Source organism: Armatimonadota bacterium (assembly GCA_013314775.1).
Taxonomy (GTDB): domain Bacteria; phylum Armatimonadota; class Zipacnadia; order Zipacnadales; family JABUFB01; genus JABUFB01.
In genome coordinates, this window is sequence record JABUFB010000014.1 from 183,260 (window position 1) to 209,333 (window position 26,074).

Consider the following 26,074-nt stretch of genomic DNA (forward strand, 5'->3'; position numbering starts at 1 on the left):
TCAGGGCTCCGGAATGATCCGGAGCCCTGCGTATATTGCATACTGATTCGGGATAGCTCCTGCTCGTTAGTCCTCGGGCGCGATCGGCAAATGCCCGTGAGCGTCCTCCCAAATGCCCAGGAGCTCGCCGCGCAGCTGGGCCAGTGTTGCCGCCATTTCCTCGAGTTCCCGCGCCTCTTCAGGGTCATTCGCTGCGCCTTCGGCGTCTACCCGCTCCAGGGTGAGGTCGGCTGCGATCTGCTTCAGCCGGTCCATCAAGGTGCGCGCCCAGACCAGGGTGTTGAGCGGCGGCTGGGGGCTCTCAAGCTGCTCGAGCTCACGCGACGCCTGCTCACTGACGAACTCCCTCAGTCGCTTGAGGAACCTGCGGGTGCGGATTGCCACGGCCTTTGAACGCTCGATATCCAGCGGCGTCAGGGGCGAAGCGATCCCCACCGGCGGTCGGCTGTAAAGGAGCACGTCTTCCAGCTGCTTCTCGGTTTCGAGCGCTGCGGCGTAGATCGCGACCAGCCGCTCGCGTCTGCGCCGCGCGGGACTGCCTTCGCTGAGGATATCGTCGAGCGCCTCGAGCTGCGCCTCCAGGAACTCCGCGCGTGCTGTAAGGTCTGCAAGCTCCTGGTCGCGGCGGTGGGCGGCGGCCTTGCGCTGCTCCACAAGCTGATCCAGTACGATGTCGATGTCGCCCAGGGCCTGTTCGAGGGTGGCCACGAGGGTGTCCATGTAGTCCTCGGCGCCCTGACGCAAGCGGCTCTCGAAGTCATACCGCAGTCGTCCGCAGGCTTGGTCGAACTGCTGCAACAGAACCTTCTCGCCTTCTCTCAGCATTGCCGCTTTCTTGCGCTCTTCACCCATCAGCGCCCAATGCCACTTGAACCCGGTGCCGAGTTGCACTTTCCAGGAGCGTTCGCGCCATTCAAATTTCGACTGGGTCGGCAGGACGAGAGCGTCAGCGATGCGAGGCTCGGGAAGGTCGAAATGCTTCCGGGCGGCGGCGTAAACCTGTGCAAGTTTCTCCTGGATGCGGTCGCCGAAACGTTTCAGCGCGTCCTCCAGGTCCGCTGCGAGTTTGCCCTGTTCCTCCTCGTCCTTCCAGGCCGCGATCGCCTTGCGCAGGTTCACTTCCAGGAATTCGTTCAGCTCAGCGTGGAGTTCCTCAAAACTCGAGAAGCGCGGTTCGTCAGCCCATTCGGTGTAGCGCGCCTTGAGCTCTTTCATCCCCGCGGCGCGCGCCATTTCGAAGTCTTCCTGCAGGCGGGTGCGCACCACCCGATCGACATTGGTGCGAACCAGAACCTTGCTGTCGTTCACCTCGTGCATGATCAGGTCTCGTTCGGAGCGAAACAGCTTCACACTTCGCTGTAGTTCCTCGACGCTCAGCTCCAGGCTTCGGCGGTACAGGTCCACGGAGAGCTTGAGTTCCTCAGCCACCGCACCGGCGCGGCGCGCGATGGACTTCTGCAAGGTGGGCAGCAAGTCGTCTTCGGCGAAACGCTGCAGGCGGGCGGAGAGCCTGGCGATTCCTGATGCCTCCCATGCGCTGCGCTGGTCGGTACGGTTCGCCTCAACACCGCGGCGCGCGGACACCGGGAGGATCTCGAGGGCATCCTCCGGAAGAACCGTCGCGAGGACCTGGCGGGTGAAGTCCAGGGCCTCTTCACGTTCGGTGGGGGAGAGCTGGTCCACCTTGTTCAGGACCACGAAGATGCGTGATGTCCGGCCGAGAATATCCCGCACGAAGCTGAGCTCACTCTGACTGATGGGTGGGTCCGCTGCGAGCACAAGCAGGGCTCCGTCCACCTGGTCGAGGAAACTCTGGGTAACCTCGGTGTTGTGCTGGTAGATGGAGCCCACGCCCGGGGTGTCCACCAGGAACAAGCCGGATGCCAGCAGCGGCGAAGGTACACGCACCTCCACAATCGCGACCTGCTTCACATTCTCGGGGTTGCCTGACTCGCTCACGTAGGCCGAGAGATCGCGCACCTGGATCTGCTCGCGCCGCCCGTCCTGAAAGGTGACACGGCACTCGACCTCGTTGCCGTACCGCACCACCGTGATGATGCTGGTCAGTGGGACCACGGCAGAGGGCAGGATGTCGTGGCCGATGAGAGCGTTGATCATCGTGCTCTTCCCGCGCTTGAACTCGCCGAAGACCACGAGATTGAAGGCGCGGGCTGCCAGTTGCTCCTGGAGGCCTACCAGATTGCGCCAGTGACGGTCCGGACCGTGCTTAGCGGTGTAGTTGACCAGGCCGCGCACGACTTCCGTCAGGTCGACGGAGGCCCGCTCGCATGCCTGGATCAGCTCATGGGGTGTACTCACGTATTTGCTCCCTCGTCCTCATTGGTCGCTTCGGGCTCTTGCTCGCCGCGGCTCGCTGTGTCCTGCGGTAGGGGGATTGCGTGGTCCTCAGCGTCGCCTTCCCAGTATTCGGCATAGATGCTTTCGCCGGGAACGGAACCAGGCCCATCGTCCCCACCAGTCTCGTCATCGGGCGGGGTCTCATCTTCGCCCTCAGGCGAAGGCCTGCGCTGCACTATCCCAACAAGCGCCACGCTCAGCAGATACAACAGGATCATGGGGCCGGCGAGGATAGCCATGTTCACGGGGTCTACGGTGGGTGTGACAATGGCCGCGAAGACAAAGATGATCACGATCGCCTGCCGCCACCACCCCATCAGCTGCCGGCTGTTGACGATCCCCAGAAAACCCAGGAACATGAGCACTAGCGGCAGCTCGAATGCCAGCCCGAAGGCCAGCAGGAGGCGCATCGTGAACCAGAGATAGGGCTTGAGAGTGCGCTCAATCTCCACTCCAAGGCTCTGGTCCATGCGAAAAAGAAAGGCATAGGCGTTGGGCGAGACATAGTAGCAGAAGACAACGCCGCCAACAAAGAGCACGACTGCGAAGGGCCAAATGAGAATCAGGTACTTGCGCTCATTGTCTTCAAGGGCGGGTTCGATGAAACACCATATTTCGATGAGGATCAGCGGAAGGGCCAGTATAAGTCCCGCGAGCAGGGCGGTCTGGATTGCGATGGTGAACCCTGCGGCGGGTTCGAAAACGCGGAAGGGAAGGTTCTCCACACCCACCCTGCGCGCACCCTCCTCCGCAGGATAGCGCAACACAGCCAGAATATCGTCACGGTACGCCCAGCTGACAGCCGCACCCACACAAACGTAGACGAAGGATCGGATGATGCGCATCCGAAGTTCTTCAAGGTGATCGAAAAAGCTCAGTTCTCGGCGGTCGCGTTGGCGTGCTGCCATACGGGGCCCTCAGACTCCCACCACAGACTCGATCATCACATACCACGGGGCAGGTTCAGATTTCATTGCTTGCCGCGCTCGGTCGCTGAAAGGCATAGCAAGCGCCGCCTCGCGAACGGCTTGCTGGAAGCCCAGAGCGCAAAGCCGTCGGTAGAGAGGCGCCTGGGCGTCGACAATGGTCAGGATGCGCTCCGTTGGCGCCGATGCCAAGAGTGCCTGCAGGTACGGCTCCGGTGGCTCGGGGCAAACGAGGTCACTTACTACCGTTGCGCGGGCGGTTTCACCGCCAACCAAGACCTCGACGGTCGCGAAGGCGCAACTCGCAATAGCAGCCCCGACAGCATCACGGATCACCATCAACTGGTCCGGGAGGCTCGCCGGACGGTTCAGGCGGTGCCAGGCCCACAGTTCGTCGCTGAGCGGTGCGTAACCGTCGAAGCCCTCGTATTCGCGGTCTGTCATAGCCCGGATGTCGGAATGGTCGGCTTCAGTGGCGGGCTCGGCCTTCAGGTCAGGCGAGGGGTCAGGCCGGTTGCCCTCCAGTGCCGCGCCGATTGCCCTTGGCTCGTATCCCAGGCGCTGGTAGAACGTGTACGGGTGGCCGTCCGGGTTGGTGTACAGGACTGCGGCTTCCGCGCCGGCATCCCGCATGATCCGGTGCGCATCTTCCATGAGCCGGTGCGCCAGACCCTTCCTGCGGTGTTCGGGCAGTGTGGCCACGGTGTCGATGATGCCGCAGGGCATCACGATTCCGCCCAGTCGCACGTCTTGGATGCAGACCAGCACGTTGCAGACCAGTTCGCCGTCCCACAATGCGGCGGTGCAGTACTCGGGCCTGCAGCCCGGGCGCTGGAGATACCACTGGATGAAAGCCTCATCCACCGGCATCGCGCCCTCGTATTCGGCGAAGGCGATGTTACTCAGACGCGCCAACTGGGCCGGAAGGTTCGGTACTTCCGCGTGGGTTGTGAAGCGGTATTCCGCACCGGGCATGGATAAGGCACCCCCGGATGTCGACACGCCGCCACCCGGAGGCGGCGGCGAAGACTGGACGTCGACGGCAATTGCCCATGCGGGCTACAGACAGCTCAGACGGAACCTTTTGAAGATGTGCAGAACCAGTTCCTGTAGTTCGCCTGGAACTCTGCATCGGACTTGACCAGGTACATTATGCCGTCCACGAGCCCGAGCACCGGCGGGATTCCGGTCCAGCAGAGCAGCAGGTAGATCAGGCCCTTCTCCACATTGCCCAGGTAGAAATGGTGAATGCCCAGTCCGCCCAGCAGAATCGCGAGAACCCCCGCCAGGATCCGGTCTTTCATCGTGACCCCCTCGCAACGCAGTGTATTGGCGCTATTCTGAGGCGCAAGGCTCGGCCGACTTGACAAAGCATAGCACAAGCAGGGGACGCGAACAAGGACGGGCGCCAGGCGGTCCAGCAATCTGTCGCCCCTGTTCGCGGGCTCACTCGACACGAATTCGCCCAATCCACGGGTTCCGTTTGGCTTCGCTTCACTCCACCCGTTGCTATAGGCTGCCGCCCCCTTCGGGGGCTGTGAGACCAGAAGCTCATCCGGAAGGTCAGCACCGCCCGGCCCGGCGCCCGCGATAGCGATGAGCCGCCGGTTCAGTCCTCGATAGTCACGGCCCCGGCGCCGTGAGAGCTTTCATAGATCGCCTCTCCGATCTGCAACGAGCGGTAGCTGTCCCACAGGTCCGGGCCGCCGTCGACCTGACCCAGGCAACGCAGGGCGAAATGCCGCACCTCTCCCAGGTATCCGAAAGTAGCACGCGAATTGGAGATACCGGTCCAGGCGGGCTCGAAAACGTGCCGGTAGCGCCCGGCCTGGGGAACGACGGTAGTGAAGTCGTCTCTGGACTGCCAGGAGACATGGAGCATGTCGCGGACCTCGACGCAGGTCTCCAGGCCGGTGAGATGAAGGATCTCTTCGATGTCCCGGAACCCGGTGCGATGCTCGAGGCCGTTCAGGTCGAGCTGCCCGATGGCACCGGACTTGAACTGCAGGTTCACGAGATACGCGAACTGCGTTGGTGTAGCCTCGTAGTACATCGCCTGCACGGTCTGTACGTCGCCGGCGAAGAACCGGATCAGGTCGAAGATGTGGCAGAGCTGGCCGATGAGCATGGATCGCTTGGCCGAGTCGATGCCCCAGATCTGTGGGTACGGGCCCTGGGCGAACTTGCAGTAGAGTTTCCGCAGAGGGCCGAACTCCTCGCGGTGGATGATGTCCTGGGCCATGAGGTACACGTGGGCGAAACGTTTCATGAAACCGCACTGCCCCCAGGTGCCGTGGGCTTCGGCGATTTCCGCAAGCTCCTTCGCCTCGCTGCTCTTGTTTGCAGAGGGTTTCTCGACATACACCGGGATGCCCCGGCGCAAGACGTGTGGAGCAAGTTCGTAGTGCTGGGGAGCCGGGCCAATGACAAAGACCCCGTCCAGCTCCTCCTTGTCCAGCATCTCTTCCATGTCGGTGTAGACCCTGCGCGCGCCGAAGTTGCGGGCATTGCGCTCGGCTTTGGCGCGGTCGAGGTCACACACCGCCACCAGATCGATCTCGGGTACCTGGTGCAGGTTGGGGAAGATGGATGCGGTGGCGAACCCGCCGCACCCGATGAACGCCAGCTTTGCCTGTCTCTGCTCGGACACGAGTGTCACCTCTCCTGATTGATACGGCTTTCGGCCCTACTCGGCTTCGGCTTTCTCGAAACGGATTTCCGGCACGCCACTGTAGTCCACCACGAATCGGCCGCCGGAGGTTGGGAAGACCACTTGCCCGGCCAGCTCGAAGTCGGTGGGGCCCGGTACTTGCAGCGCCTTTGCGCCATCCGGCTTCATGTACTCGTCTGCGAAACGAATGACCACTTTCTCGCGGTCACCCACGGCATGTCCAGTAGAAGTCACCGCTTCCCCATCAACATGCCACTGGGTGAGGAAGTGCCCATCCGGGCGGAACCCGGCGTCCACCATATTCCGGAAGATAGTGATCTTGTGCACAACGGGACAGGACAGGTCGTCTTGACCGTGGACGATGACCACCTTGTTGGTCGGGTTCGCCGCGAAGGCTATCTTCAGGTGCTCAGGGTGGCCGGGGTCGCGGATTTCCTGCATGTCTTTCGTCAGATACGCCGGGCTCTGTGGGTCCTTCGAGTACCCGGCGTTCAAGTGGCTGCCATACTCTCCGGTGCCGAACGCAATGCCGTCGGTAAGGCCCGGCATGCCGCAGATATCCACCACGCAGGCGAAGGTATGCGGGGCCAGCTTGTTGACCATGAGCGTCACATTGCCGCCGCCACTGCCGCCCATGGAGTAACACCGGCGCGGGTTGATGGTCACGCCGGCTTCTTTGAGTTGCTGCTGGATATGGTACAGCGCGCGCAGGCAGTCCATGGCCTGCAGGTAGCCATGGTCGTAGGGCTTCTCACCCAAGACCCCGGGCTCCGTGTCACCGCTCTGCAGGTAGTTGACGCTGACGGCGATCACATTGAAGCGTTCGGCGAAGGTGCGGCACCACTTCAGATATACATCCTGATTGTAGATTCCGCCCCAGTTGTGGAGGCAGAGCATGAGGCCGGTGTTCTCGCTGATGCCCTGCGGCGGCTCCTCCACGTGCATTTTCACGAAGCGTTCGCCCGGTTGAAACGGCCATTCCTGACCCGCGAACTGCTGCTCCGGTTCGAGCACTTGCTTGCGTCCCTCCTTGATAGCGAGTGTGGGCGCCTCCCGGGTGGCCAGTTTCGCGCTCAGGTCTTCCAGCGCCAGAAGCACTAACCCCGCGGCAAAATCGGGGAATTCTGTGCGCTGGTCAGGGGACTCATACACGAAGATAGAATACGGGAGTTTCCGGCCACCACTGGGATCCTGGATTGTGAAGTCGGCGCCGGTGTCGGTCATTCGGGTCTTCACGGCAGCCGGGAGCTTCTCGATGTCGGTGTCGCTGATGCCCACCATCACCGCGTCCAGTGCGTCTCCCGGGAGCACGATGTCGCGCGCGGTGCAGCTCTGCTGGGGCACCTTCTTCCCGTGGATGATACCGGCGGGCACGTCAACCATCACCCACCGGCCAACGCGATCATGCCAGGGGATGGCCTTCTCGCCCGGGGTGTACGTCTTGGCCTCAGACGCCGGCGCCTCCTCGTTGGCTTGGTCCGCAGCCTCCCCTGGCCACGAGAGCAGCATCACGCCCGCCGTTGCGCCGGGGAATTCGGTGACCGGCGGCGGGTTGCGATACAGTAGGATGTCATAGGTGATCAGGACCTTCTTGCCGGCGGGGTCCATGAGATCCACGGTGTCGCCGGTGAATTCCAGGTTGAGCGAATCCGCGAACTGCTTCGACTGGCTGCTGGCGATGGCGATGAAGACGTGATCCACCTTCTCATCCGGCAGCACCACCTTTCGCGGCTCATTGCACGACTGCCACGGTACGGGCTTTTCGGATGCGTACTTTTCGGGCAGGTTCCCGATAACGTAGCGCCCGACCCGGTCATGCCAGGGGCACTCACCGTTCTTGACGATCCACGTCTTGTCCGCCGCAGCCAGCACCGCGATGCACAAAGAAAGCGTGAACAGAAGACGGAGCATTCTGCGACCCCCTGCAAAGTCGTTCGGCCCATATTCCGTTTCGTGAGGAGGCATTCCTGCCCGCGCGAGGAAACCCTTCCGGCGTCCCATCCAGCCGACACGAGGAGGCACGAACATGCGGATCGTCGTTTGCACCGACCTTGAGGGAATCAGCGGGGTCACCTGTTGGGAGCAGACCCGGGACATGACCAATGCCTTATACCAGGAGGCACGAGCGCTGCTCACCGCCGAGATCAACGCGTGTGTCGAAGGGTGTCTCGAAGGCGGTGCGACTGAGATTCTGGTGCTGGACGGTCACGGCGGCGGGTTCAATATTATCCCCGAGGAGCTTCACCCTGATGCCCAGTGCATCACCGGCCCCGGCAGGCCCCATGCAGGCTGCGGGTTCGACGAAAACTTCGCCGGTCTGATTCTGCTGGGCTACCATGCAATGAACGGCGTGGAGGATGGAGTGCTGCACCACACCCAGAGTTCGATGGGCGAGAACCGATACTGGTACAACGGCGTGGAGTCGGGCGAGATCGCCCAGAGCGCACTGGTGGCGGGTTCATTCGGCATCCCGCCGATAATGTGTACCGGCGATGTTCGGGCTTGTGAGGAGGCCGTGCGCTTCCTGGGTGACAGCATCGTTACCGTCGCGGTCAAGGAGGGCTTCAGCCGTACAAGTTGCCGGATGATCGCGCCGAAGAAGGCGCGAGAGATGATCCGCGAGGGCGCCCGGCGCGCGATGAGCGTGATTCCGAACTGCAAGCCCTATACCGTCGACCTGCCCATCACCGCACGCCTGTGGCTGAAGGACATCGACGCCGTGACGCAGATGGCCCGCGCCGGGCTGTCCAGACGCATTGATGATCACACGCTGGAGCGCATCATCGACGATCCGCGGGACATATACCGGTTTTGATGCTTACCGGTTCTGGTCGTCTGTGAGGACGGGAATTCGTGGTCGCCGACCGAGACGGTCGGCCTACGCGAGATCCTGCTGCCAGACGCGGCATCGCATAGCACCCGGATAGATGGAGCCACCCATGACTATCGATCGCCCTAATATTCTGCTCATCACCAGCGACCAGCAACACTGGAACACCCTCGGCTGCCTGAACCCCGAAGTCCAGACGCCGTTTCTCGACCGAATGGCTGCCGAAGGCACCTTGTTCAACCGCGCCTATACGGTGAACCCCACATGCACGCCCACCCGGGCGTCCATGATCACCGGACGCTTCCCCAGCCAGCATGGGGCGTATTCTCTGGGTACGAAGCTGTCCGAGGAGGAGCCCACGGTCGGGCCGATTTTCGGGTCAGCGGGGTACCGGACCGCGCTGGTTGGCAAGGCGCATTTTCAGCCTCTGCGTGGCACCGACGAGTACCCGTCGCTCGAGGCCTACCCGGTACTCCAGGACCTGGACTTCTGGCGGCGCTTCACAGGACCTTTCTATGGGTTCGAGCGCGTAGAACTGGCGCGGAATCATACTGACGAAGCGCATGTGGGACAGCACTACGCCATCTGGATGGAAGAGCGCGGCTTGACCAACTGGCGCGACTATTTTCGTCCCCCCACCGGGAACAACGACCGCCAGCGCCGGAAGTGGCTGATCCCCGAGGAGTACCATTACAGCGCGTGGATTGCCGAACGCACCAACGCACTCATGGAACAGTATGCGAGCGCGGGCGAGAACTTCCTGCTCTGGGCCAGTTTCTTCGACCCTCACCCGGCGTACCTCGCGCCAGAGCCCTGGGACACCATGTATGATCCGTCGGCCCTGACAGTGCCGAGCCTCGTGCCGGGTGAGCACGATTGCAACCCACCCCATTTCCAGCTCACACAACAGGAGAAACCGGATTTCTCACCCTGGCAGACCACCCACAAGGGCCTGCATGGGTTCCACTCCCACTTGCATGACCGGGACGAACTGGCGAAAAACATCGCCGTCTACTACGGGATGATTTCGCTCATGGACAAGTACATCGGCGCAATCCTGGATCGGCTGGACAGCCTGGGGCTTGCCGAGAACACTCTTGTCCTTTTCAGCACCGATCACGGTCACCTGTTCGGGCACCACGGGCTTATCGCCAAGGGTGCGTTTCACTATGAGGATCTGCTGCGAGTGCCCATGATCGCCCGCATGCCCGGCACTGTCCCCGCAGGCAGGCGCACCGATGCGCTTTGGTCCCATGTAGACCTCGCGCCCACGTGCCTGGGGATGGCGGGCCTGGAAATCCCGTGGTGGATGACCGGCGTCGATCAGACCGGGGTGCTCAGAGGGGAACAGGAGCAGGCGCGAGACCATGTGTTGGTCGAGAACCGTCACGAGGTGGACACGATCCACGTGAAAACCTACGTGGATGACCGCTACAAGATCACGGCATACTACCGGCAAAGATACGGGGAGTTGTTCGACCTGGCCAAAGACCCACACGAGGTTCACAATCTGTGGGATAGCCCGGAGCACCAGGACCTGAAGCGAGACCTGCTCCTGAAGCTTCTGTGGGCGGAGATGGGCAACGAGCCGGTGTGGATGCCGCGTGTCGCCGGGGCGTGACGGGCGTCCCGCAAGTGCAAGAGCGGCCTGCGTACGGGGACGACGGCGGGCAAGACGCCCGCCCCACGCGACTGAAGGGCGCTGACCGCGCCGATCGTCCCCGGTCTCATTCGCTCTATCCGACGGGCCCCGCTCAGTCCTTCTCCAGGATCTGGTCCTTCGGCACCGCGATGTTCACGTTACCGACATGGGTCAGCGTAATATTCTGGTAGCTCTGCGGGTCGGGCTTGCCGGTCTCAGCAGTACGTTTCGCCACGTACGCATCCAGGTCGGCCTTGAATGCATCCCGCACCTCAGGCAGCGCGTCCGCGAGGTTGTTCTGCTCCATGGGGTCCACCGTCAGGTCATACAGCTCGAAAGGCGGACGCTTATGAAGCTCATCATATAGAGATTCGAAGAACTTCCACTTCTTCGTGCGGAAGCCCCGCTTCTTCATCCACGCATTCTCCAGAATGAACACCCGGTCAGTGGTGCCTGCATGGTTGCGCTGGTCGATGAGCGGCAACATGCTGATGCCTTCCATGGCCTCCTCTTCAGCGGCGTCCGGCAGGCCTAGCATATCAAGGATTGTCACCGTCAGGTCCTGATGGCGGGTGAGACCGCCCAGGCGCAGTCCTGCCGGGATGCGTTCCGGGTGAACCATGATCAGCGGCACGTGCAGGTTCGTCTCATACAGGCCGTGGTGGTCGAACCACATCTGGTGCTCGTGAAGCTCCTCGCCGTGGTCCGAAGTGATGACGATCAAGGTATCCCCGGCGTCCTGCATGCGATAGAAGCGGTCGAACAGTCTGGCCATCACGGAATCGCAGTAGGCGATCTCGGCCTCATATTGGGCGATGGGGAACTCCACGTCGCGACAGCCGGGCATCCATTCATTGAAGTAGTACATGAACGCCGGATAGTTGGTCATCATCTCAACCGCGCTGGTGTGGCGCTCGGCGGTCTCGTCGTCATGGTAGAACATGCGGTTGAAGGGCGGTGGGGGCAGGTACGGGGTGTGGGGGTCCCAGTAGTGGACGAAGGCGAACCAGGGCTTGTCCTGGCTCTCGCACTTGTCCAGCACCCGCATAGCAGTCTCGTTCACGGCCTCCGCTTTGCGCCAGGCGCCGTTCGGGTCGTGGTTCCATTGGTAGCCCTCATACACGTCATATCCCCGGCGGAACCAGCGGCCGAGATTGTCGGCGGCAGCCGTGAAGTACCCGCGATCCTGAAGTACCTGGGGCAGCGTCTTGATGCTTTCCTCCAGTTCCAGCTTCCCGCCCTGGGTGACGATCTGGTGGGTGAAGGTGTCCTTCCCGGTGAACATCGTGGTATAGCCGGGATGGGTGGGGATGTGCGGCGCCAGGAACTCTTCGAACACCACGCCAGTCGCGGCGAGGCGGTCGATGTGCGGGCTGGTGTGCCTGTGGTGGCCGTAGCAGCTCAGGTAATCGGCGCGCAGTGTATCGATGGCGATGAACAGTACGTTCATGAGACCCTCCGCTGGGTTCCTTCGGATGCATGGCAAAGCCGCGGGAATCGTCTCCCGCGGACCTTGACGCCTGTGGGACGGATGTCGCTGGTACTACTCGACCGGAGTAATGGTTATCCTGTACTTCCGACCTGTCTCCGGGCAGACCCAGATGAACTCGCTCTGGGTGACCGGGGGCATGTCCATTACCGGCGCAGTCACCGATGCCCCTGCCGGTGCCGCAGCCGGAGCAGCAGGCGCAGGTGTCGGCGCCACCGGAGCCGCAGACGCTCGTTCCTTGAGGGCGTCCGGGAGTTTGATCTCGAGCACATCCGCAATGGTCAGCCCGGTTGCAGCGGCTGAGGGTAGCGAGACTTCCAGGCGCGTGGGCTGGGTGGGATCGGGCCAGGCCCAGAGCGCCAGGTTGTCGGTGACGATTACCGCGTGGCCCGAGCTGGCCTCCTCGCCGTCATTGATGGACAGCCACAGGTCCAGCACCGGCCGGGTGACGTCGTCGTCTTCGAAGGCCGGGACTTTCATCATGAACACGCCGGTGGCGTCGGTCTTTGTGGACGCCCAGTGGTCCTGCAGAGGCTTGTCACCCCGGCCGGCGTGGACCGGGATGTCACCCAGCCCACGGGCGGTGTCGCGGTCGGTTACGATGCCGATGATCGTGGCCCAGCGCGGCATGACTTTGATCGCGATCTCGGTATTTGGCTCCACAGCGCCCTGTGCGGGGAGATAGCCGGTGGTCGACCCGGTGTGGATGGTGAGAGGGTCTCCGGGTTTCACATTGAACTCAAGCGTGAACTTGCCCAGGCGGTCCGTGAGGGTCCGCGCCAGTGTCTCGCGGCCCTGCTGGAGACTCACAGGATGGACCGTCACTGCCACCCCGCTTCGGGCGTCGAGGACAGATCCTACGATCTTCGCGCGGTCGCCGAAAGCCGGAAGCGATACGGCGCAGAGAGACATGGCCACTACGATGAGCAATGCGGTGAGACGATTCACGACTCAGTCCTCCATGGTGTGCAGGCCGTCAATGATACGGCAGGCTGACGACGTGAGCGGATGATCCCGCCCCCTGCCTTTGGATACCCGCCGCGCCCATAAGTTTCGGTGAATCGGCTTCCCTGGGCCGGTCGAAGTGAAAACGGCCCGGACAGGGCGTCCGGGCCGTCTGGACTGGCCAAAGGCAGCCTTACTCGGTGGTTGCCGTCCAGTAGCGGTTGCGGCCTGCGGTGGTGTCCCCGTACTTGTCGTTGTCCGGTTTGATCGCCTTTACGTGGCCGTCGCAGAAGCCAATGTTGGCGGTCTCGTTGTGGATGGGCCACAGGTGGCCCCGGCAGCTGTTCCAGCTGCCATTGGCGGCGGTGTCCAGATAGGGACTGTAAACCATGCAGGTCCGGCTTCCCCAGACGCCGCTGGGGTTGTCTCCGCCCGCGTCCGCGACCAGGTATTTCTCGGCCGGGATCTTGATGAACGCCGAGTTCATACCGTAATACTCGGTGGCGGTATTCTGCGATGTCGTGTAGCGGTTGGGTGCCAGGTACAGCAGGGAGCTGGGGCAGATGTAGACCTGGCGATTCTTGATATAGGGCTGGATGACATCATACCAGGCGTAGCGAGTGCCGGTTGTGGAACCCGTCAGGAACCCGGGGAACCACTCATCGTAGTCCTGGGCGTACATGAGGTAGCCGAGCGTAACCTGCTTCAGGTTGGACTGGCAACTTGCCTGCCTTGCTTTCTCGCGCGCCCTTGCGAAAACAGGAAAGAGGATCGCCGCAAGGATCGCAATGATCGCGATGACCACCAGCAACTCAATCAGTGTGAAACCACGTCTTGCCATCGATGTCCTCCTTGGTCTTGAGCGCTCATGCGCCCGGTGATGGGGACGGGACCTGCTCGACTTGCCCGCTCTCGTGGCTTCGGATCGCGGCTTCGATAGTCTCCTGAGCAAGGAGCCCATCGCGGCCCGAGCCTTCCACGCAGTCGGGCGAGACGCCCTCGGCAACCTGCTGGCAGAACCTGTGAATCCGCACCCGGAAAGTGTCATCAAAGCTCTTGATGCCCCCGAAAATGGGGTTGTGAATATGGATGACCTCGTCCGAGTCGTGGGGATAGAACCAGAGGTCTTCGAACACATTCTCGAAGACCAGCCGGCCTTTCGTACCCGCGATCTCCGTGCGTTCCATGGGGTGACGGGTGGTCATATCGTAGCTGCCCGTGAGATGCCCCACGACGCCGCTCTCGAACTTGAGATTGATGGAGGCGTTCGACCAACATGTCCGGCCTTCGGAGCGCTTGAGGAAGGCATGGACGAACCGCACGTCTCCGCAGAGTGTGCGCAGGACGTCGATGCTGTGGGGATGCAGGGCGCGCAGGTGGAACCATTCGTCGTCCCGTGCATTGGCGATCCACAGGCACTTGTTGACGAAATTGACCTCGCCCAGCCGGCCCTCGTCGATCCACTTTTTCGCCCGCACGCAAGCCGGGGCGAAACGATAGTTCAGGTTGATTCCGAAGCACAGGCCGCGTTCGGCAGCTTTCGCAACCATCCGGCGCGCGTACTCGATGTTGTTGCTGATGGGCTTTTCACACAGCACGTGGCAGCCGGCTTCGAGCCCCGCCATCACGGGAGCGTAGTGATCGCCTCCGTTCTCTTTGCCGCCAGTAGACACGTCAACGATGTCCAGGTCCTCATTATCCAGCATCTGATGCATGTTGTAGTATGAGCGCACGCCCAGGCGCTGCGCCGCATGGTCCGCGCGCTCCGGGATGATGTCACAGACCGCGACCACTCGGGCATGGGGGCTGGATTGGTAACAGTCGGCGTGCAGGTTGCCGATCTGACGAACGCCGATGATTCCAACTTTGAGCATGGCGCGGGCTCCGTTGCTGGGAAGTCAGTTACGGTCATGCCGGAGGCGCCCGCTATTCGGGCACGTCCACGGCCTGTCCGGTCTGGTGGCTCTTGATGGCCGCCTCAATCACCTCCTGCGCCTGCAGACCATCATACCCCGAGGCCTCAATGGCGTCCGGAGAGTCGCCATTGGCGACCTGCTCCATGAACCGATGAATGCGCGCGGTGAAGGTGTCGTTGAAGTCTTTCACGCCGCCGAAGATTGAATTGTGGATGTGGATGACTTCGTCTGAATCATGAGGGTAGAGCCACAGGTCCACGTAGACGTTCTCCAGCACTAACCGGCCTTTGGTACCTGCGAGCTCCGTGCGCTCGATGGGGTGCTGGTAACACATATCATAGGAGCCGGTCAGGTTGCCGATGACGCCATTGCGGAACTTCATGCCCACCTGGCAGTTGGACCAGCACTGGCGGTCGCCGGACTTCTTGAAGTACGCGTGAACCTGGGCCACATTCCCGCACAGGAAGCGCATGACGTCCACGGAGTGGGGATGCAGGGCGCGCATGTGGATGAACTCGGTGGCATCCGGGCCGCCGATCCAGAGCGCTTTGTTGATGAAGTTCAGCTCGCCCAGCCGGCCCTCGTCCACCCACTGCTTCGCTTTTCGAGCCAAAGGGGTGAAGCGGTAGTTCAGGTTGATGCCGAAGGGCACCTTCGCCTCTCTGGCCGCCGCCACCATCTCCCGCGCCTGGCCAATGTCGTTGCTGATCGGCTTCTCGCACAAGACCGCTTTGCCGGCGGCGATTGCGGCCATGACTGGACCATAGTGAGCGCTGCCCTTCTCGTGTCCGCCCGTGCAGACATCCACTACGTCCAATTCCTCTTCCGCGAGCATGGCGTCCAGGTCATAGTAGGCCTTCACGCCATACTTTGATGCGCCCGCGTCTGCAAGGTCCTTATCCATGTCACAGACGGCCACCAGTTGTGCATTGGGGCAGGTGAGGTGGCAGTCGGCATGCTGGTTGCCGATGGGCTTCATCCCGACGATTGCGGTCTTGAGCATAGGCTGGTCAACTCCCGGGGAAGGCACGGTCGCCGGGCATGCCCTGGGTTACCCGGGACCGAAACCATGCCTGGATGGGCCCGCCGGGCCCCCAGGTTGTGCACGGCTGGCAGGATACATGTTTGGGCTTCTGGATGCAAGGGAGAGCAACCGCATGGGGTGCGTTCCCGATAAGAGGTGAGTTCGCTCGAGGCGGGGCCTTATCTCTTCCCTCGGATATGCCCGGGAACGAAGACAGACGCCGCCCCTGCCTCAAAGCCCGCGATACGGGCCGCAGCCCCCGGACACCGGTGCCCAGGAATTATCCCATAGCCCCTGGAAGGGCAGCACAAGCGCCCCGCGCTCTCGTCCTTCCTGCCGCCCCCGTTGGGGGCTCAAGCGATCTGATGCGCACCGATTCCGCGCAAACATTCGGTGAGATTGGACCGTCGCTCTCAGAGCACAGGCTCCGTGACGCCGCTGAACACCACTGTGGGGCCCCGTGTCTCCGACAACGGACAGATTCCACGATTGGGGGAGAGAACATCCCGGTGACTATCGAAGCATGCTCCCCGGTGACTACGCCTGGGGCAGTACCGACATGAGGGTGGTGGCGACGGTGAAATAGATCAGGAGGGCGAAGGAGTCATTGAGGGTGGTGACCAGCGGACCGGATGCGAGAGCCGGATCAACGCCGATGCGCTGGAATGCGAATGGGATGAGTGTGCCAATCAGAGTAGCCCACAGGATGGCCAGCGCCAGGGCGATCGCCACGACCATGCCCAGCCACCATTGGCCCATGACGAGAACACCAAAGAGCCCCGCGATGAAACCGCAAGTGCCCCCCAGTAGGCTTGCAGTCAGAATCTCGCGCAGGATGAGCCTGCGGAGGGCCTTGCGGTCCACCAGGCCGAGGGCGATTCTGCGAACAACGATGGTGGCCGACTGCAGGCCGCTGTTGCCGCTCATGGCCGCGATGACAGGGATGAAAACCGCCAGACCGATGACATTCTCCAGCGAGAATGAGAAGTGCTTGATGACTAGCGCGGAGACGAAAGTGCCCAGCAGACAGACGGTGAGCCAGGGCAGGCGAAGCTTGGCGACCTTCACGCTTGATTCAGTGAGGAGTGTCTCCGAACTGGTTCCCGCGAACTGGGAGATGTCCTCACTGTGCTCCGCCTGAATGGCGTCGATGACGTCGTCCACGGTGACCACGCCGAGCAGGCGGTGGTCGTCATCAACGACAGGCACGCCCATGAGGTCGTACTTGTCGACGATCTGGACGACCTCTTCTCGGTCCGCGTCGGGATGTACAGAGACCACGTCCGTGACCATGATGTCGTGCAGAGGTGCCTCGGGCGGAGCCGTGAGAAGCTCCGGTGTGCTGATGACGCCGATGAGGCGGCGGTCATCCTCGATGATGTAGACGTAGTTGAGCGTGTCCATGGAAATCCGCTGGGTGCGCAGGTGCTGGATAACGTCCTGCGCGGTCAGGTCCGCGGGGGCCATGAGCACCTCGGAGTTCATGAGGCCGCCGGCAGTGTCCTTCTCGAACCGCATGAGCTCTTTGAGCTCATTGGCCTCCTCATCGGGAATGCGCTCCAGGACCCGATGGCGGCGTTCGTCGTCCAGCAGATTGACCACATTGGAGCCCACGTCGGGGGGCATGGCGTCGATGATCTCGGCCAGTTCCTCATCCGGGATGGCTTCGGCCAGGTCCGCGCCGATCTCTTCGTCCACTTCCTCCAGAACGATCCCCGCATCATCGGCATCCAGGAGAGCGAAGACCGCTTCACGCTCGTCGGCATCAAGCTCTCGCATGGCAAAAGCGATATCCATGGGGTGATACCGGCTGATGAGCCCTTCCAACGCGCCCCGCACATTGGAGCTGGTGGCAGCCCGAATCGCCGCCGCCACTTGTTCGGGGCTGCGGGCTTTCATCTGATCGTAGGCGTCGCGGAGATTGCTCGCGTCTCTCATTGGAGCAGGGCCGTTCCTGGTGCGGGATCGGAAGCAGCGAAGGGCCGACGGTGTTGTCCGGCCCGGGCGTGGCGGACACGAAAGGGGTAGACGTGACAGCATTAACCGATTGGCGGGCCCGTGTCAAGAGCAGATTAGCGCCGGGCGTGCATTCCCCGGGTGTAGGTGGGTTCGGTGGAGCCGAGGCCTCGTCTCCTGCCTCGGTTCAGATCCGCAGCGGGAAAAGTCCGCCGCCGTTGTCCTCCAGCCCGACAAGCGCGCGGCAAGACCCCGCCCAGCGGTTCAGTATTCTGTCGCCCCCTCCAAGGGCTCAAGCGATCTGAGGCGCACCGACTCCACGGGTTCCATTCCGCTCCACCCGTGGCTATAGGCTGCCGCCCGCTTCGCGGGCTGTGGGGCAACAGGCCCACCAGCGATATTTCCACACGCTCCAGGCCGGCAGAGATCATGCCCGACAGGGAGACCGCCCGATTTCTGCGGGTCCGGAGACACTCCGTGACGGCGATAGATCAGGCGCAGATGCCTGCAAAACCGAAACGCAATCTGGCGCCGGGGAAATCACCAGCGCTCGCGGTGGACGGCGGACATCGGCCCGGGGCCCTTGGGTGATGGCTGATCTGCCGGGTAGCCCAGACTCACGAGAGCAAGGACGCGGATGGAATCGGGGATCCCCAAGACGTCGCGCACCAGGTCCTCGCGTTGCATCCCGGTGGCTTCGCTGCCGCGAATACCGATCCAGCATGTGCCGAGCCCGTGGCTCACAGCCTCGATCATGGCGTTCTCAACCGCCGCGCAGCAGTCCTCGATCCACCAGTGTTCAGATTTTGCAGGGTCGCCGCAGAAGGCGAGGACTACCGGGGATTCGGCGCAGAAGCCGGCCCACTGGTGGACCTCGCTAAGCTTCCGGCGCGTTTCGGCGTCCGTCACAACCACGATATGCCATGGGCGCACGTTGTTCGCGGTCGGCGCATGCATCGCGGCGCGCAGGATCTCCTCCAGGGCATCTTCGGGCACCGGATCCGGCTTGTAGCGGCGTACGCTGGCGCGTTCCCAGATCTCCTTCAGCACAGTCAGTCCCTCCCAGTCAGCGTCTCCAGTCTCTGGATGGCGGCAGCGGCGCTATTGCCGCCTATGGCCTTGAGGTCCGAAACAACATCCTGCACGAATTGCTTGAGCTTGTCGGTGGGGATTCGTGCGATCACCTTGCCGAGGTCGATCGTCCGCGCCTGGAGCGCCAGCTGCCCGGCCAGCGCACGCAGTTCCTGGGGCCCCGCGGCAGGGATGCGTTCCCGTAGCAGCGGGAGCAGTGCGCCGGGCTTGAGCACGCGCGCCAACGAACCGACCAGCATCCGGCGGACGCGGTCGCTTTTCTCGCTCTTCCACAGGTTCATCAGGGGCTGGGTGATACGCGGGTCCCTGATCTGTCCGAGCACGCGGACCAGGCGGGTCCGGAACTCCTCGTCGCTGCTCCCCAGGCGCTCGATAATCGCCGGCACGGCCGCGGAACCGATCTTCACCAGAGCTTTCTCAGCATTGCTCTTCCCCTGCTCGGTGGCTACGGGTGCGCCCGGTGCCTGACCGGAGATGAAGCAGACCAGGGGCACCGCACCCATTTTGCCAAGGCTCACGAACCCGTCGATGCCCTGCTTGACCACATCCTGGTCGTCGCTCATCATCATCTTCATCAGGTCGCAGGGCTTCATTGGCTGCGCGTTGGCAACCGAACAGGCGAGGGCCAGCCCGACAAAGGCGATAGACAGAGGGTTCAGTTTCTGCATTCTGTGCTCTCCAGTGGCGCTCAGGCCAAGGGCTGCCACAGTTCCAGCGGCAGGCCGTCCGGGTCTTCGAAAAAGAAGATCCGGGAGTCCAGCGCCGTATCAAAGGGTTCCATGCGGATGGTTACGCCAGCCGCTTTCAGACGCTCATACGCGCTGTTGGCGTCGTCGGTCTGCAGGCAAAGGTGTTTGTAGCCTGCCTGCTTCGCCGGCGGCTCCACATAAGGTTCGACGCCCTCGTCCTGCAATAGTTCAATGCATACCCCATCGAGCTCCACGAAAACGATGGTCCGGCCGCGGTCCGGGAAATGGAACTCGCCGGTCTTCTTGAAACCCAGCAGGTCGCAGTAGAAACGTTCGGAACGTGCTGCGTCGGAAACTTCGACGGCGATGTGGTGGAAATGTTTGGGCACGGTCAGTCTCCTTGAATCTCGAGCATGGCCTCTTCGATCTCCGCGGCGTACTTGTCGCGCCATCGGGCTTTGGCGGCCTCGGCGCGCTCGAGCCAATACCGGGGGACCAAGGACCTGGCACGCTCTCTGAGTCTGGCGATTTCCGCCATGAGTTGGTCAGTGTGTTCGCGTAGTTGCTCCTTGCCAACACGGCCGCCTTCGGGGGCGAGGGGTGCGGGGATTGGCTCGCCAATGCACACGTAGATGGGGCAGCGGTGAATCCCGCCGCTGAAGCGGGGCATGACGATGTCCGTTCCCCACAGGCCCACCGGGATAATGGGCGCCCCGGTGCGCGACGAGATGAGCGACGGTCCCGGCTTGCCCGGCAGCATTTCGCCGGTGGGACTACGCGTGCCTTCGGGAAAGATAACCACGAGTTCTCCCGCTTCGAGGAGTCGGGTGGCGATACGGATCGCCTGCCTGCCGCCTTCGTCGCGGTCAACCGGGTACGCGTAAGATGCCGCGATGAATGGCCCCAGCAGAGGGATCTTGAACAGCGAACGTTTGGCCATGAAGCAGCAGCGGCGTCCGATGACAGGTCCCATCAGCGGCGGGTCCAGGTATGACAGATGGTTTGGGCAGATGAGCGCCGGCCCGGTGGTGGGCACATTCCGGCGGCCGGTTACCCAGACTCCGCCTGTAATGCCCAGGATCTCGGGGAGCAGATGGTCGGCGATGAACCGGTAGTGGGGCCGGTCCTTGGCCCCCGGCAGGCGGATATCCTGCTCCATGGGCTCAGATGGCCTCCTCGGCAGCCCGGACGATGCGGACCAGTTCGGCGATGACCTGATCCTTGGTCATATTGTCACTCACGATCTCGACGGCATCGTCGGCCTTTTTCAAGGGCGCAATTGCGCGGGTGCTGTCCCGGTGGTCGCGCTCCCGGATATCGGCGAGGATCTGGTCGAAGGGCTGCGCGATACCCATTTCGAGAAGCTGGTGCTCCCTGCGCCGGGCTCGCTCTTCGTCAGTCGCGGTGAGGAAGATTTTCACCTGTGCACCCGGCAGGACGACGGTGCCGATGTCCCGGCCTTCCATCACTGTACCGCCCGAGCCGGCCATGCGGCGCTGAGCGGCCACGAGATGCTCCCGTACTGCCGGAATTGCGGAGACCGGCGACGACAGCTTGCCCATCTCCGGCGTGCGGATGATCTCGGATACATCCTCCCCGTCCACGAACAGATGCTGCTCGCCATCAAGGTCTCGGAACTCAAACTCCATCATCCCCGCGAGATCGCCGATGGGCCCCGCATCCCGCTGGACATCCAACCCCGCCTGGGAAGCTTTGTAAGCCACCGCGCGGTACATGGCGCCGGTGTCGATGTACGTATAGCCCAAGGCTGCTGCAAGCCCACGGGCTACGCTGCTCTTTCCAGCGCCGGCCGGTCCGTCGATGGCGACCTGCACCCGCCTGCTCACGTCTTGACCTCCTCCAGCCTGGCGCCCAGATCGTTCATGAGTTGCGCGAACCCCGGAAACGAGGTGGCGATGAACTCGGCGCCCGTGATCTCCACCGGCCCGGATGCCACCAGTCCCAGCACGGCTGCGCTCATGGCGATGCGGTGATCGTGCCGCGGGTCGATGTCGGCCTCCGAGGGCACGATTGGGCCGGTGATGTCCAGACCGTCGGGTAACTCCTGGACCCGCGCTCCCATGGACGTGAGCACCTGGGCCATGACTGCCAGACGGTCGGATTCCTTCACCCGCAACTCCCCTGCACCGCGGATCCGGGTGGTGCCGCGAGCGCGGGTGGCAACTGCTGCCAGAAGCGGAATTTCGTCGATCATCGCCGGAATCTCGTCCCCGGTCACGTCAGTTGCCTGCAGTTCGCTGGTCTCGGCGGTGATGTCGCCCACGGTCTCGCCGGCCTGGTCGCGCTCGCTGGAGATTGTCAGTCTAGCACCCATCCTGCGCAGGACCGTGAGTAGCCCCGTGCGGGTTGGGTTCAGCAGGACGCCTCGTGCAGTGATGCGGCTGTCCGGGCAGATCAATGCGGCGCACAGTGGGAATGCAGCGGATGAGACGTCCGCTGGGACGGCGACCTCACGCCCGGTAAGCTCTCTGCTTCCCTCCAGAGCGACCTGCAGGCCGTCAACCCGCAGGTCTGCGCCGAAAGCCGCCAGCATTCGCTCGGTGTGGTCGCGGGAGCGAGTCGGCTCGGTGATGGTTGTGATCCCGTCCGCATACAGGCCCGCCAGGAGCACAGCGGACTTCACCTGGGCGCTTGCCACAGGACTACTGTAATCAACCGGCGCCGGCTTGCCTCCGAAAACCGTGACCGGCGGCAGGCAGCGTTCCGTCCGGCCTTTGACGCGAACGCCCATGAGCCCAAGGGGTGTGGCGATGCGGTCCATCGGCCGGCGCGACAACGATTCGTCCCCGGTGAGGGTCGCCGCGAAGCGCTGTCCCGCGAGGATGCCCATGAGCAGACGCATCCCGGTGCCGGAATTCCCGAGGTCGAGATCAGACGCGGGGGCTGTCAAGCCGCGCAGGCCCACGCCACGCACCAGCAGTTCGCCGGCGCCGCCGCGCTCCACGACAACCCCCATCTGCTCAAGGGCGCGGACAGTGTTCAGCGTGTCCTCGGCTTGCAGGAAGCCGCAGATCGGAGTGTCACCTTGGGCAATCGCCCCGAACATCGCCGCGCGGTGGGAGATGGACTTGTCACCCGGAGGCGTGAATTCTCCAGTAAGAGGGCCACCGGGCGTCACCTTCAGAAGTGTCACGAGTCGTCGAGGCCTTTCCGGAATGCCGCGCCACTCTCAAGAAGCTGGGTCAATAGCTCTGCATTGCTCGTCTCAAGAGCCTGCACATAGACTTCCAGGTGCCGCTGGAACGGCTCCAGCGCCGCCAGCACGTTGCCCGCGTTCTCCAGGAGAATGTCCCGCCACAGTTCGGGTGAGCCGGCGGCGACGCGGGTCGTGTCGCGCAAGCCGGAGCCCGAGAAGCGCTTCAGATCGCCACACCGCGGCGCGATGCCGGACAGGCACACTGCAAGAGCCGAGGCGACGAGATGCGGCAGGTGACTGGTGACGGCGAGCAGGCGGTCATGCTGGTCGGCGTCGCACAGGACCACGCGTGCGCCCAATCCCGTCACGAACTGTTCCAGCCGCCCCAATTCGTCCGCCGGCGTATCCGGCAGGGAAGTGAGGACATACGTGCGGTCCTCGAAGAGCCCCTCACGTGCTGCATCCACACCGGATTGTTCGGAGCCGGCGATGGGGTGCCCACCGATGAACACGCAGCGACCGGCCAGGATTTCACGGGCCGACTGCATGACGCGGGTCTTCGTGCTGCCCGCGTCGGTCACCACGGCGTCTGGACGGAGCGCGGGAGCGATCTCGCGTAGCACCGCGTCCGTGTCACCCACCGGGACCGAGATGTAGACCAGGTCGGCACTTGCAGCCGCCTCGGAGCGGTCGTGGGTGAACTCGTCCACGATGCCCCTTTCCAGGGCGATGCGCCGTGTCTGGTCGGAGCGCGATGCCCCGACCACGTGGCCCACCAGACCGCGGGCCTTCGCATCAAGGGCCACCGACCCCCCGATGAGCCCGACGCCAATGACGGCCATTCGCTGGTAAATCATAGGAAATGCGGCAGAGCGCTCGACTTTCTCAGGTGGTGCGGACGTCTGCCATCATGTCGGCAAGGCACTGCCTCCCGAGCTTTCCGGGCAGCAGGCGATGAGGCCGGGTCGTTACATCAGACCTGGCGACCCACGGCCCGGGCGACATTGCGGATGTCCCCCATAAGACGCACGAATTTCCTGGGAGTGAGCGATTGCGCGCCGTCGGACATGGCCTGGTCCGGGTGCGGATGAACCTCGATCATCAGGCCGTCCGCACCGGCCGCCACGGCGGCGAGAGCCATCTGGGGCACCAGCTGGTGCTTCCCCGTGGCATGGCTGGGGTCGACGATCACGGGCAAGTGGGTCTCCAGCTTGGCCCATGCCATTCCCGCGAGATCCAGAGTGTAGCGAGTGTCCGTCTCGAAGGTGCGGATGCCGCGCTCGCAAAGGATAATGTTCAGGTTCCCGCTTGCAGCTACGTACTCCGCCGCGCGAAGCCATTCCTGGACGGTTGCTGCGAACCCGCGCTTGAGAATGACGGGTTTGCTGACCTTGCCGACTTCCTTGAGCAGGTCGAAATTAGCCATATTGCGAGTGCCGATCTGCAGGCCGTCGGCTTTCTCCGCAACCAGGGCCACCTGGCGCACGTCCATGACCTCGGTCACGAAGGGCAGGCCGGTCTCCTCCCGGGCTTGCACCATGAACTCAACGGCCTGTTCACCCAACCCCTGGAAATCGTAGGGCGATGTGCGGGGTTTGAAGGCACCGCCGCGGAAGACCCTGGCTCCGCCCTCTTGCACTGCCCGGGCGGCCTCGAGGGTCTGTTCCTGGCTCTCGATGGAGCACGGGCCGGCGATGACGCTCACATGCCCCGCCCCAAACAAGGCGTCCCCGATGCCCACCGGGATCGGTTCGTGCTCAAGCTCGCGACTCACCAGCTTGTACGGGCGCAGAATCGGGACGACGCGCTCCACGCCGGCCAGGACCTGAAGCTGGCTGGCGACCGCTTCCTTCTCGCTCTCATGAGCGCCGATGGCCCCAATCAGCGTACGTTCCACGCCGCGGGAGACGTGGTGGCCGTACCCGCGCTCCTCGAGACGTTTGATCACATTCTTTATCTGCTCTTCGGTGGCGCTGGGCGCCATGACGATGATCATTCCGAAATGCCTCCGCGAGATCGGCCTGACGCTCAGACCCGCCGGCGCTCTCCCACGCGGCGTGTGCCCGTTTCTCTTATGATTGCTGGCGCGCCGCAAAGGCGCGGTTGCTGCCGCGATCCTGCATTCTATCGTCCCAGAACGTCGGCCAGGGCGTCGATGAACCGCTGGTTCTGGTCGGCGGTTCCGATGGTGACCCGGATCCAGGTGGGAAAGCCGAATATCTCCCCGGTGCGCACGGTGACGCCGCGACGCATGAGCAGGTCGAAGCATTCCCGGGAATCGATGCCGGTGTCCAGGAAAATGAAGTTAGCCTCGGTGGGCTGGTACTCGATGCCCATCTGCTCGAAAGCGGCGTAGAGTTGCCTCTTGCCGGCGCTGTTCATCGCCACGCTGCGCCGCACCTGCTCGGGGTCCCGGATGCTGGCGATTGCCGCGACCTGTGAAATGCCGCTGACGTTGAAAGGCTCGCAGGTGAGCTTGATCGCCACGGCCACATCAGGATGAGCAATGCCGTAGCCGATGCGCAGGCCCGCGAGGGCATAGGCCTTGCTGAAAGTCCTCAAGGTGATGCAAAGCCGCCCCTGCCGGGCATACTCCAGCGTGTCCGGGTAGTCAGGATTTTCCACATACTCCGCGTACGCTTCGTCGAAGACCACCATGACGTGATCCGGCACTGCCTGCATGAAAGCATCGATCTGAGCGGCCGTGAGTATGGTGCCGGTGGGATTGCACGGGTTGCCGATGAAAACCAGCTTGGTCTTGTCGGTCATCGCCGCGAGCATCGCGTCGAGGTCGTGGTCCATGCCGCGCGGGCCGGTACTGGGGATCTGCACATGCTTGCAGTTCATCACCGTCGCGGTGAAGGGATACAGGGCGAAGGGTGGCATGGAGTAAATGACCTCCTCGCCCGGGTTCAGCAATGACGTGCCCAGCATGTGGATGATCTCATCGGAACCGCGGCCGATGATGATGCCCTCGGGGTCCACGGAGTAGAACTCGCCCAAGACGGCGCGCAACTCGGTCCAGTTGGGGTCGGGGTAGATGTAGACGTCCTGGAGCGCTGCGCTCATGGCCTCGATGGCCTTGGGTGACGGCCCCAGCGGGTTCTCATTTGAGGCCAGCTTGGTGACTTCGGTGATCCCCAGTTCCTCCATGACTTCACGGGAGGATTTCCCCGGGGAGTATGGGGTGATTGTCTTGACGTTCTCGCGAACCAGATCCCAAATACCGGCCAATTCAGTCACTCTTTCGGTTTGGTGGCTTTTCCGCCTTCTGTAGCTTCGCGGCGCTTATATGTGTAGCACAAAAAGGACATACTGGCAATTCGCCGGTAGCTTCGACTGAAAAGAATATCTGTTCGATAAAACACTTGACTCTGAA

The 26,074-nt window shown here is 62.9% G+C and carries 23 protein-coding genes; 2 read left to right on the forward strand and 21 right to left on the reverse strand.

Translation table 11 applies throughout. The annotated features are described in order from the left end of the window. Positions 1 to 66 precede the first annotated feature (66 nt). The 6 genes from HPY44_18360 to HPY44_18385 form a co-directional block, all read right to left on the reverse strand. Complete coding sequence (locus HPY44_18360) at positions 67 to 2,319, reverse strand: dynamin family protein (protein NSW57972.1); 2,253 nt, start codon at positions 2,317 to 2,319, stop codon at positions 67 to 69. After that, entirely contained in the window at positions 2,316 to 3,266 is a 951-nt protein-coding gene (tatC, locus tag HPY44_18365; GenBank protein ID NSW57973.1) for a twin-arginine translocase subunit TatC, read from the reverse strand. The genes HPY44_18360 and tatC overlap by 4 nt, the downstream gene beginning before the upstream one ends. 9 nt (positions 3,267 to 3,275) lie before the next feature. After that, entirely contained in the window at positions 3,276 to 4,259 is a 984-nt protein-coding gene (locus HPY44_18370; GenBank protein ID NSW57974.1) for a GNAT family N-acetyltransferase, read from the reverse strand. Positions 4,260 to 4,354: 95 nt separating this feature from the next. Beyond that, entirely contained in the window at positions 4,355 to 4,588 is a 234-nt protein-coding gene (locus tag HPY44_18375) for a TM2 domain-containing protein (protein ID NSW57975.1), read from the reverse strand. A gap of 305 nt (positions 4,589 to 4,893) precedes the next feature. Beyond that, complete coding sequence (locus tag HPY44_18380) at positions 4,894 to 5,934, reverse strand: Gfo/Idh/MocA family oxidoreductase (GenBank protein ID NSW57976.1); 1,041 nt, start codon at positions 5,932 to 5,934, stop codon at positions 4,894 to 4,896. Positions 5,935 to 5,970: 36 nt separating this feature from the next. Continuing rightward, positions 5,971 to 7,866 (reverse strand): DUF2920 family protein, encoded by a 1,896-nt coding sequence (locus HPY44_18385; protein ID NSW57977.1) that lies wholly within the window; start codon positions 7,864 to 7,866, stop codon positions 5,971 to 5,973. A gap of 115 nt (positions 7,867 to 7,981) precedes the next feature. On the opposite strand from HPY44_18385, the gene HPY44_18390 reads away from it, so the two are divergent. Both HPY44_18390 and HPY44_18395 read left to right on the forward strand, forming a co-directional pair. After that, positions 7,982 to 8,770, forward strand: coding sequence for a M55 family metallopeptidase (locus HPY44_18390; GenBank protein ID NSW57978.1), 789 nt, complete (start codon positions 7,982 to 7,984; stop codon positions 8,768 to 8,770). A gap of 124 nt (positions 8,771 to 8,894) precedes the next feature. Further along, entirely contained in the window at positions 8,895 to 10,406 is a 1,512-nt protein-coding gene (locus HPY44_18395; GenBank protein NSW57979.1) for a sulfatase-like hydrolase/transferase, read from the forward strand. 133 nt (positions 10,407 to 10,539) lie between these two features. On the opposite strand, the gene HPY44_18400 is transcribed toward HPY44_18395, so the two are convergent. The 15 genes from HPY44_18400 to HPY44_18470 form a co-directional block, all read right to left on the reverse strand. Then, the gene (locus HPY44_18400) at positions 10,540 to 11,877 is read right to left on the reverse strand and encodes a sulfatase (GenBank protein NSW57980.1); all 1,338 of its coding nucleotides are present in this window, start codon (positions 11,875 to 11,877) and stop codon (positions 10,540 to 10,542) included. Between the two features lie 93 nt (positions 11,878 to 11,970). Then, positions 11,971 to 12,864, reverse strand: a complete 894-nt coding sequence (locus HPY44_18405; GenBank protein ID NSW57981.1) for a hypothetical protein — start codon at positions 12,862 to 12,864, stop codon at positions 11,971 to 11,973. Between the two features lie 190 nt (positions 12,865 to 13,054). After that, positions 13,055 to 13,702 carry a DUF1559 domain-containing protein gene (locus tag HPY44_18410; protein ID NSW57982.1) on the reverse strand — a complete coding sequence of 216 codons (648 nt, stop codon included), beginning with the start codon at positions 13,700 to 13,702 and terminating at the stop codon, positions 13,055 to 13,057. A gap of 25 nt (positions 13,703 to 13,727) precedes the next feature. Continuing rightward, positions 13,728 to 14,735 (reverse strand): Gfo/Idh/MocA family oxidoreductase, encoded by a 1,008-nt coding sequence (locus tag HPY44_18415; protein NSW57983.1) that lies wholly within the window; start codon positions 14,733 to 14,735, stop codon positions 13,728 to 13,730. A 52-nt stretch (positions 14,736 to 14,787) separates the two neighbouring features. Next, positions 14,788 to 15,780, reverse strand: a complete 993-nt coding sequence (locus HPY44_18420; GenBank protein ID NSW57984.1) for a Gfo/Idh/MocA family oxidoreductase — start codon at positions 15,778 to 15,780, stop codon at positions 14,788 to 14,790. Between the two features lie 558 nt (positions 15,781 to 16,338). Continuing rightward, positions 16,339 to 17,739: a magnesium transporter gene (mgtE, locus tag HPY44_18425; protein NSW57985.1), complete on the reverse strand. Its 1,401-nt coding sequence runs from the start codon at positions 17,737 to 17,739 to the stop codon at positions 16,339 to 16,341. Between the two features lie 558 nt (positions 17,740 to 18,297). Then, on the reverse strand, positions 18,298 to 18,807 hold the full coding sequence (locus HPY44_18430; GenBank protein NSW57986.1) for a nitroreductase family protein: 510 nt from the start codon (positions 18,805 to 18,807) through the stop codon (positions 18,298 to 18,300). A gap of 2 nt (positions 18,808 to 18,809) precedes the next feature. Next, positions 18,810 to 19,517 (reverse strand): HEAT repeat domain-containing protein, encoded by a 708-nt coding sequence (locus tag HPY44_18435; GenBank protein ID NSW57987.1) that lies wholly within the window; start codon positions 19,515 to 19,517, stop codon positions 18,810 to 18,812. A 20-nt stretch (positions 19,518 to 19,537) separates the two neighbouring features. Beyond that, on the reverse strand, positions 19,538 to 19,927 hold the full coding sequence (locus HPY44_18440; GenBank protein ID NSW57988.1) for a VOC family protein: 390 nt from the start codon (positions 19,925 to 19,927) through the stop codon (positions 19,538 to 19,540). A gap of 2 nt (positions 19,928 to 19,929) precedes the next feature. Beyond that, the gene (locus tag HPY44_18445; protein NSW57989.1) at positions 19,930 to 20,697 is read right to left on the reverse strand and encodes a 1-acyl-sn-glycerol-3-phosphate acyltransferase; all 768 of its coding nucleotides are present in this window, start codon (positions 20,695 to 20,697) and stop codon (positions 19,930 to 19,932) included. A gap of 4 nt (positions 20,698 to 20,701) precedes the next feature. Beyond that, positions 20,702 to 21,385, reverse strand: coding sequence for a (d)CMP kinase (locus HPY44_18450; protein NSW57990.1), 684 nt, complete (start codon positions 21,383 to 21,385; stop codon positions 20,702 to 20,704). Further along, positions 21,382 to 22,683 (reverse strand): 3-phosphoshikimate 1-carboxyvinyltransferase, encoded by a 1,302-nt coding sequence (aroA, locus tag HPY44_18455; GenBank protein NSW57991.1) that lies wholly within the window; start codon positions 22,681 to 22,683, stop codon positions 21,382 to 21,384. Before aroA ends, HPY44_18450 begins: the two co-directional genes overlap by 4 nt. Before the next feature lie 5 nt (positions 22,684 to 22,688). Further along, positions 22,689 to 23,537, reverse strand: coding sequence for a prephenate dehydrogenase (locus HPY44_18460; protein NSW57992.1), 849 nt, complete (start codon positions 23,535 to 23,537; stop codon positions 22,689 to 22,691). A gap of 131 nt (positions 23,538 to 23,668) precedes the next feature. Beyond that, a complete protein-coding gene (gene aroF, locus HPY44_18465) occupies positions 23,669 to 24,691 on the reverse strand; it encodes a 3-deoxy-7-phosphoheptulonate synthase (GenBank protein NSW57993.1) in 1,023 nt (340 codons plus the stop codon). 128 nt (positions 24,692 to 24,819) lie between these two features. After that, complete coding sequence (locus tag HPY44_18470) at positions 24,820 to 25,929, reverse strand: histidinol-phosphate transaminase (GenBank protein NSW57994.1); 1,110 nt, start codon at positions 25,927 to 25,929, stop codon at positions 24,820 to 24,822. Positions 25,930 to 26,074 lie beyond the last annotated feature (145 nt).

Bases quoted from the DNA above. Each gene is read 5' to 3' on its own strand.
- HPY44_18385 (NSW57977.1), bottom strand. From the start codon at position 7,866: ATGCTCCGTCTTCTGTTCACGCTTTCTTTGTGCATCGCGGTGCTGGCT.
- HPY44_18400 (NSW57980.1), bottom strand. From the start codon at position 11,877: ATGAACGTACTGTTCATCGCCATCGATACACTGCGCGCCGATTACCTG.
- tatC (NSW57973.1), bottom strand. From the start codon at position 3,266: ATGGCAGCACGCCAACGCGACCGCCGAGAACTGAGCTTTTTCGATCAC.
- aroF (NSW57993.1), bottom strand. From the start codon at position 24,691: ATGATCATCGTCATGGCGCCCAGCGCCACCGAAGAGCAGATAAAGAAT.
- mgtE (NSW57985.1), bottom strand. From the start codon at position 17,739: ATGAGAGACGCGAGCAATCTCCGCGACGCCTACGATCAGATGAAAGCC.
- HPY44_18435 (NSW57987.1), bottom strand. From the start codon at position 19,517: ATGCAGAAACTGAACCCTCTGTCTATCGCCTTTGTCGGGCTGGCCCTC.
- HPY44_18390 (NSW57978.1), top strand. From the start codon at position 7,982: ATGCGGATCGTCGTTTGCACCGACCTTGAGGGAATCAGCGGGGTCACC.
- HPY44_18370 (NSW57974.1), bottom strand. From the start codon at position 4,259: ATGCCCGGTGCGGAATACCGCTTCACAACCCACGCGGAAGTACCGAAC.
- HPY44_18445 (NSW57989.1), bottom strand. From the start codon at position 20,697: ATGGAGCAGGATATCCGCCTGCCGGGGGCCAAGGACCGGCCCCACTAC.
- HPY44_18395 (NSW57979.1), top strand. From the start codon at position 8,895: ATGACTATCGATCGCCCTAATATTCTGCTCATCACCAGCGACCAGCAA.
- HPY44_18460 (NSW57992.1), bottom strand. From the start codon at position 23,537: ATGGCCGTCATTGGCGTCGGGCTCATCGGGGGGTCGGTGGCCCTTGAT.
- HPY44_18375 (NSW57975.1), bottom strand. From the start codon at position 4,588: ATGAAAGACCGGATCCTGGCGGGGGTTCTCGCGATTCTGCTGGGCGGA.
- HPY44_18410 (NSW57982.1), bottom strand. From the start codon at position 13,702: ATGGCAAGACGTGGTTTCACACTGATTGAGTTGCTGGTGGTCATCGCG.
- HPY44_18415 (NSW57983.1), bottom strand. From the start codon at position 14,735: ATGCTCAAAGTTGGAATCATCGGCGTTCGTCAGATCGGCAACCTGCAC.
- HPY44_18420 (NSW57984.1), bottom strand. From the start codon at position 15,780: ATGCTCAAGACCGCAATCGTCGGGATGAAGCCCATCGGCAACCAGCAT.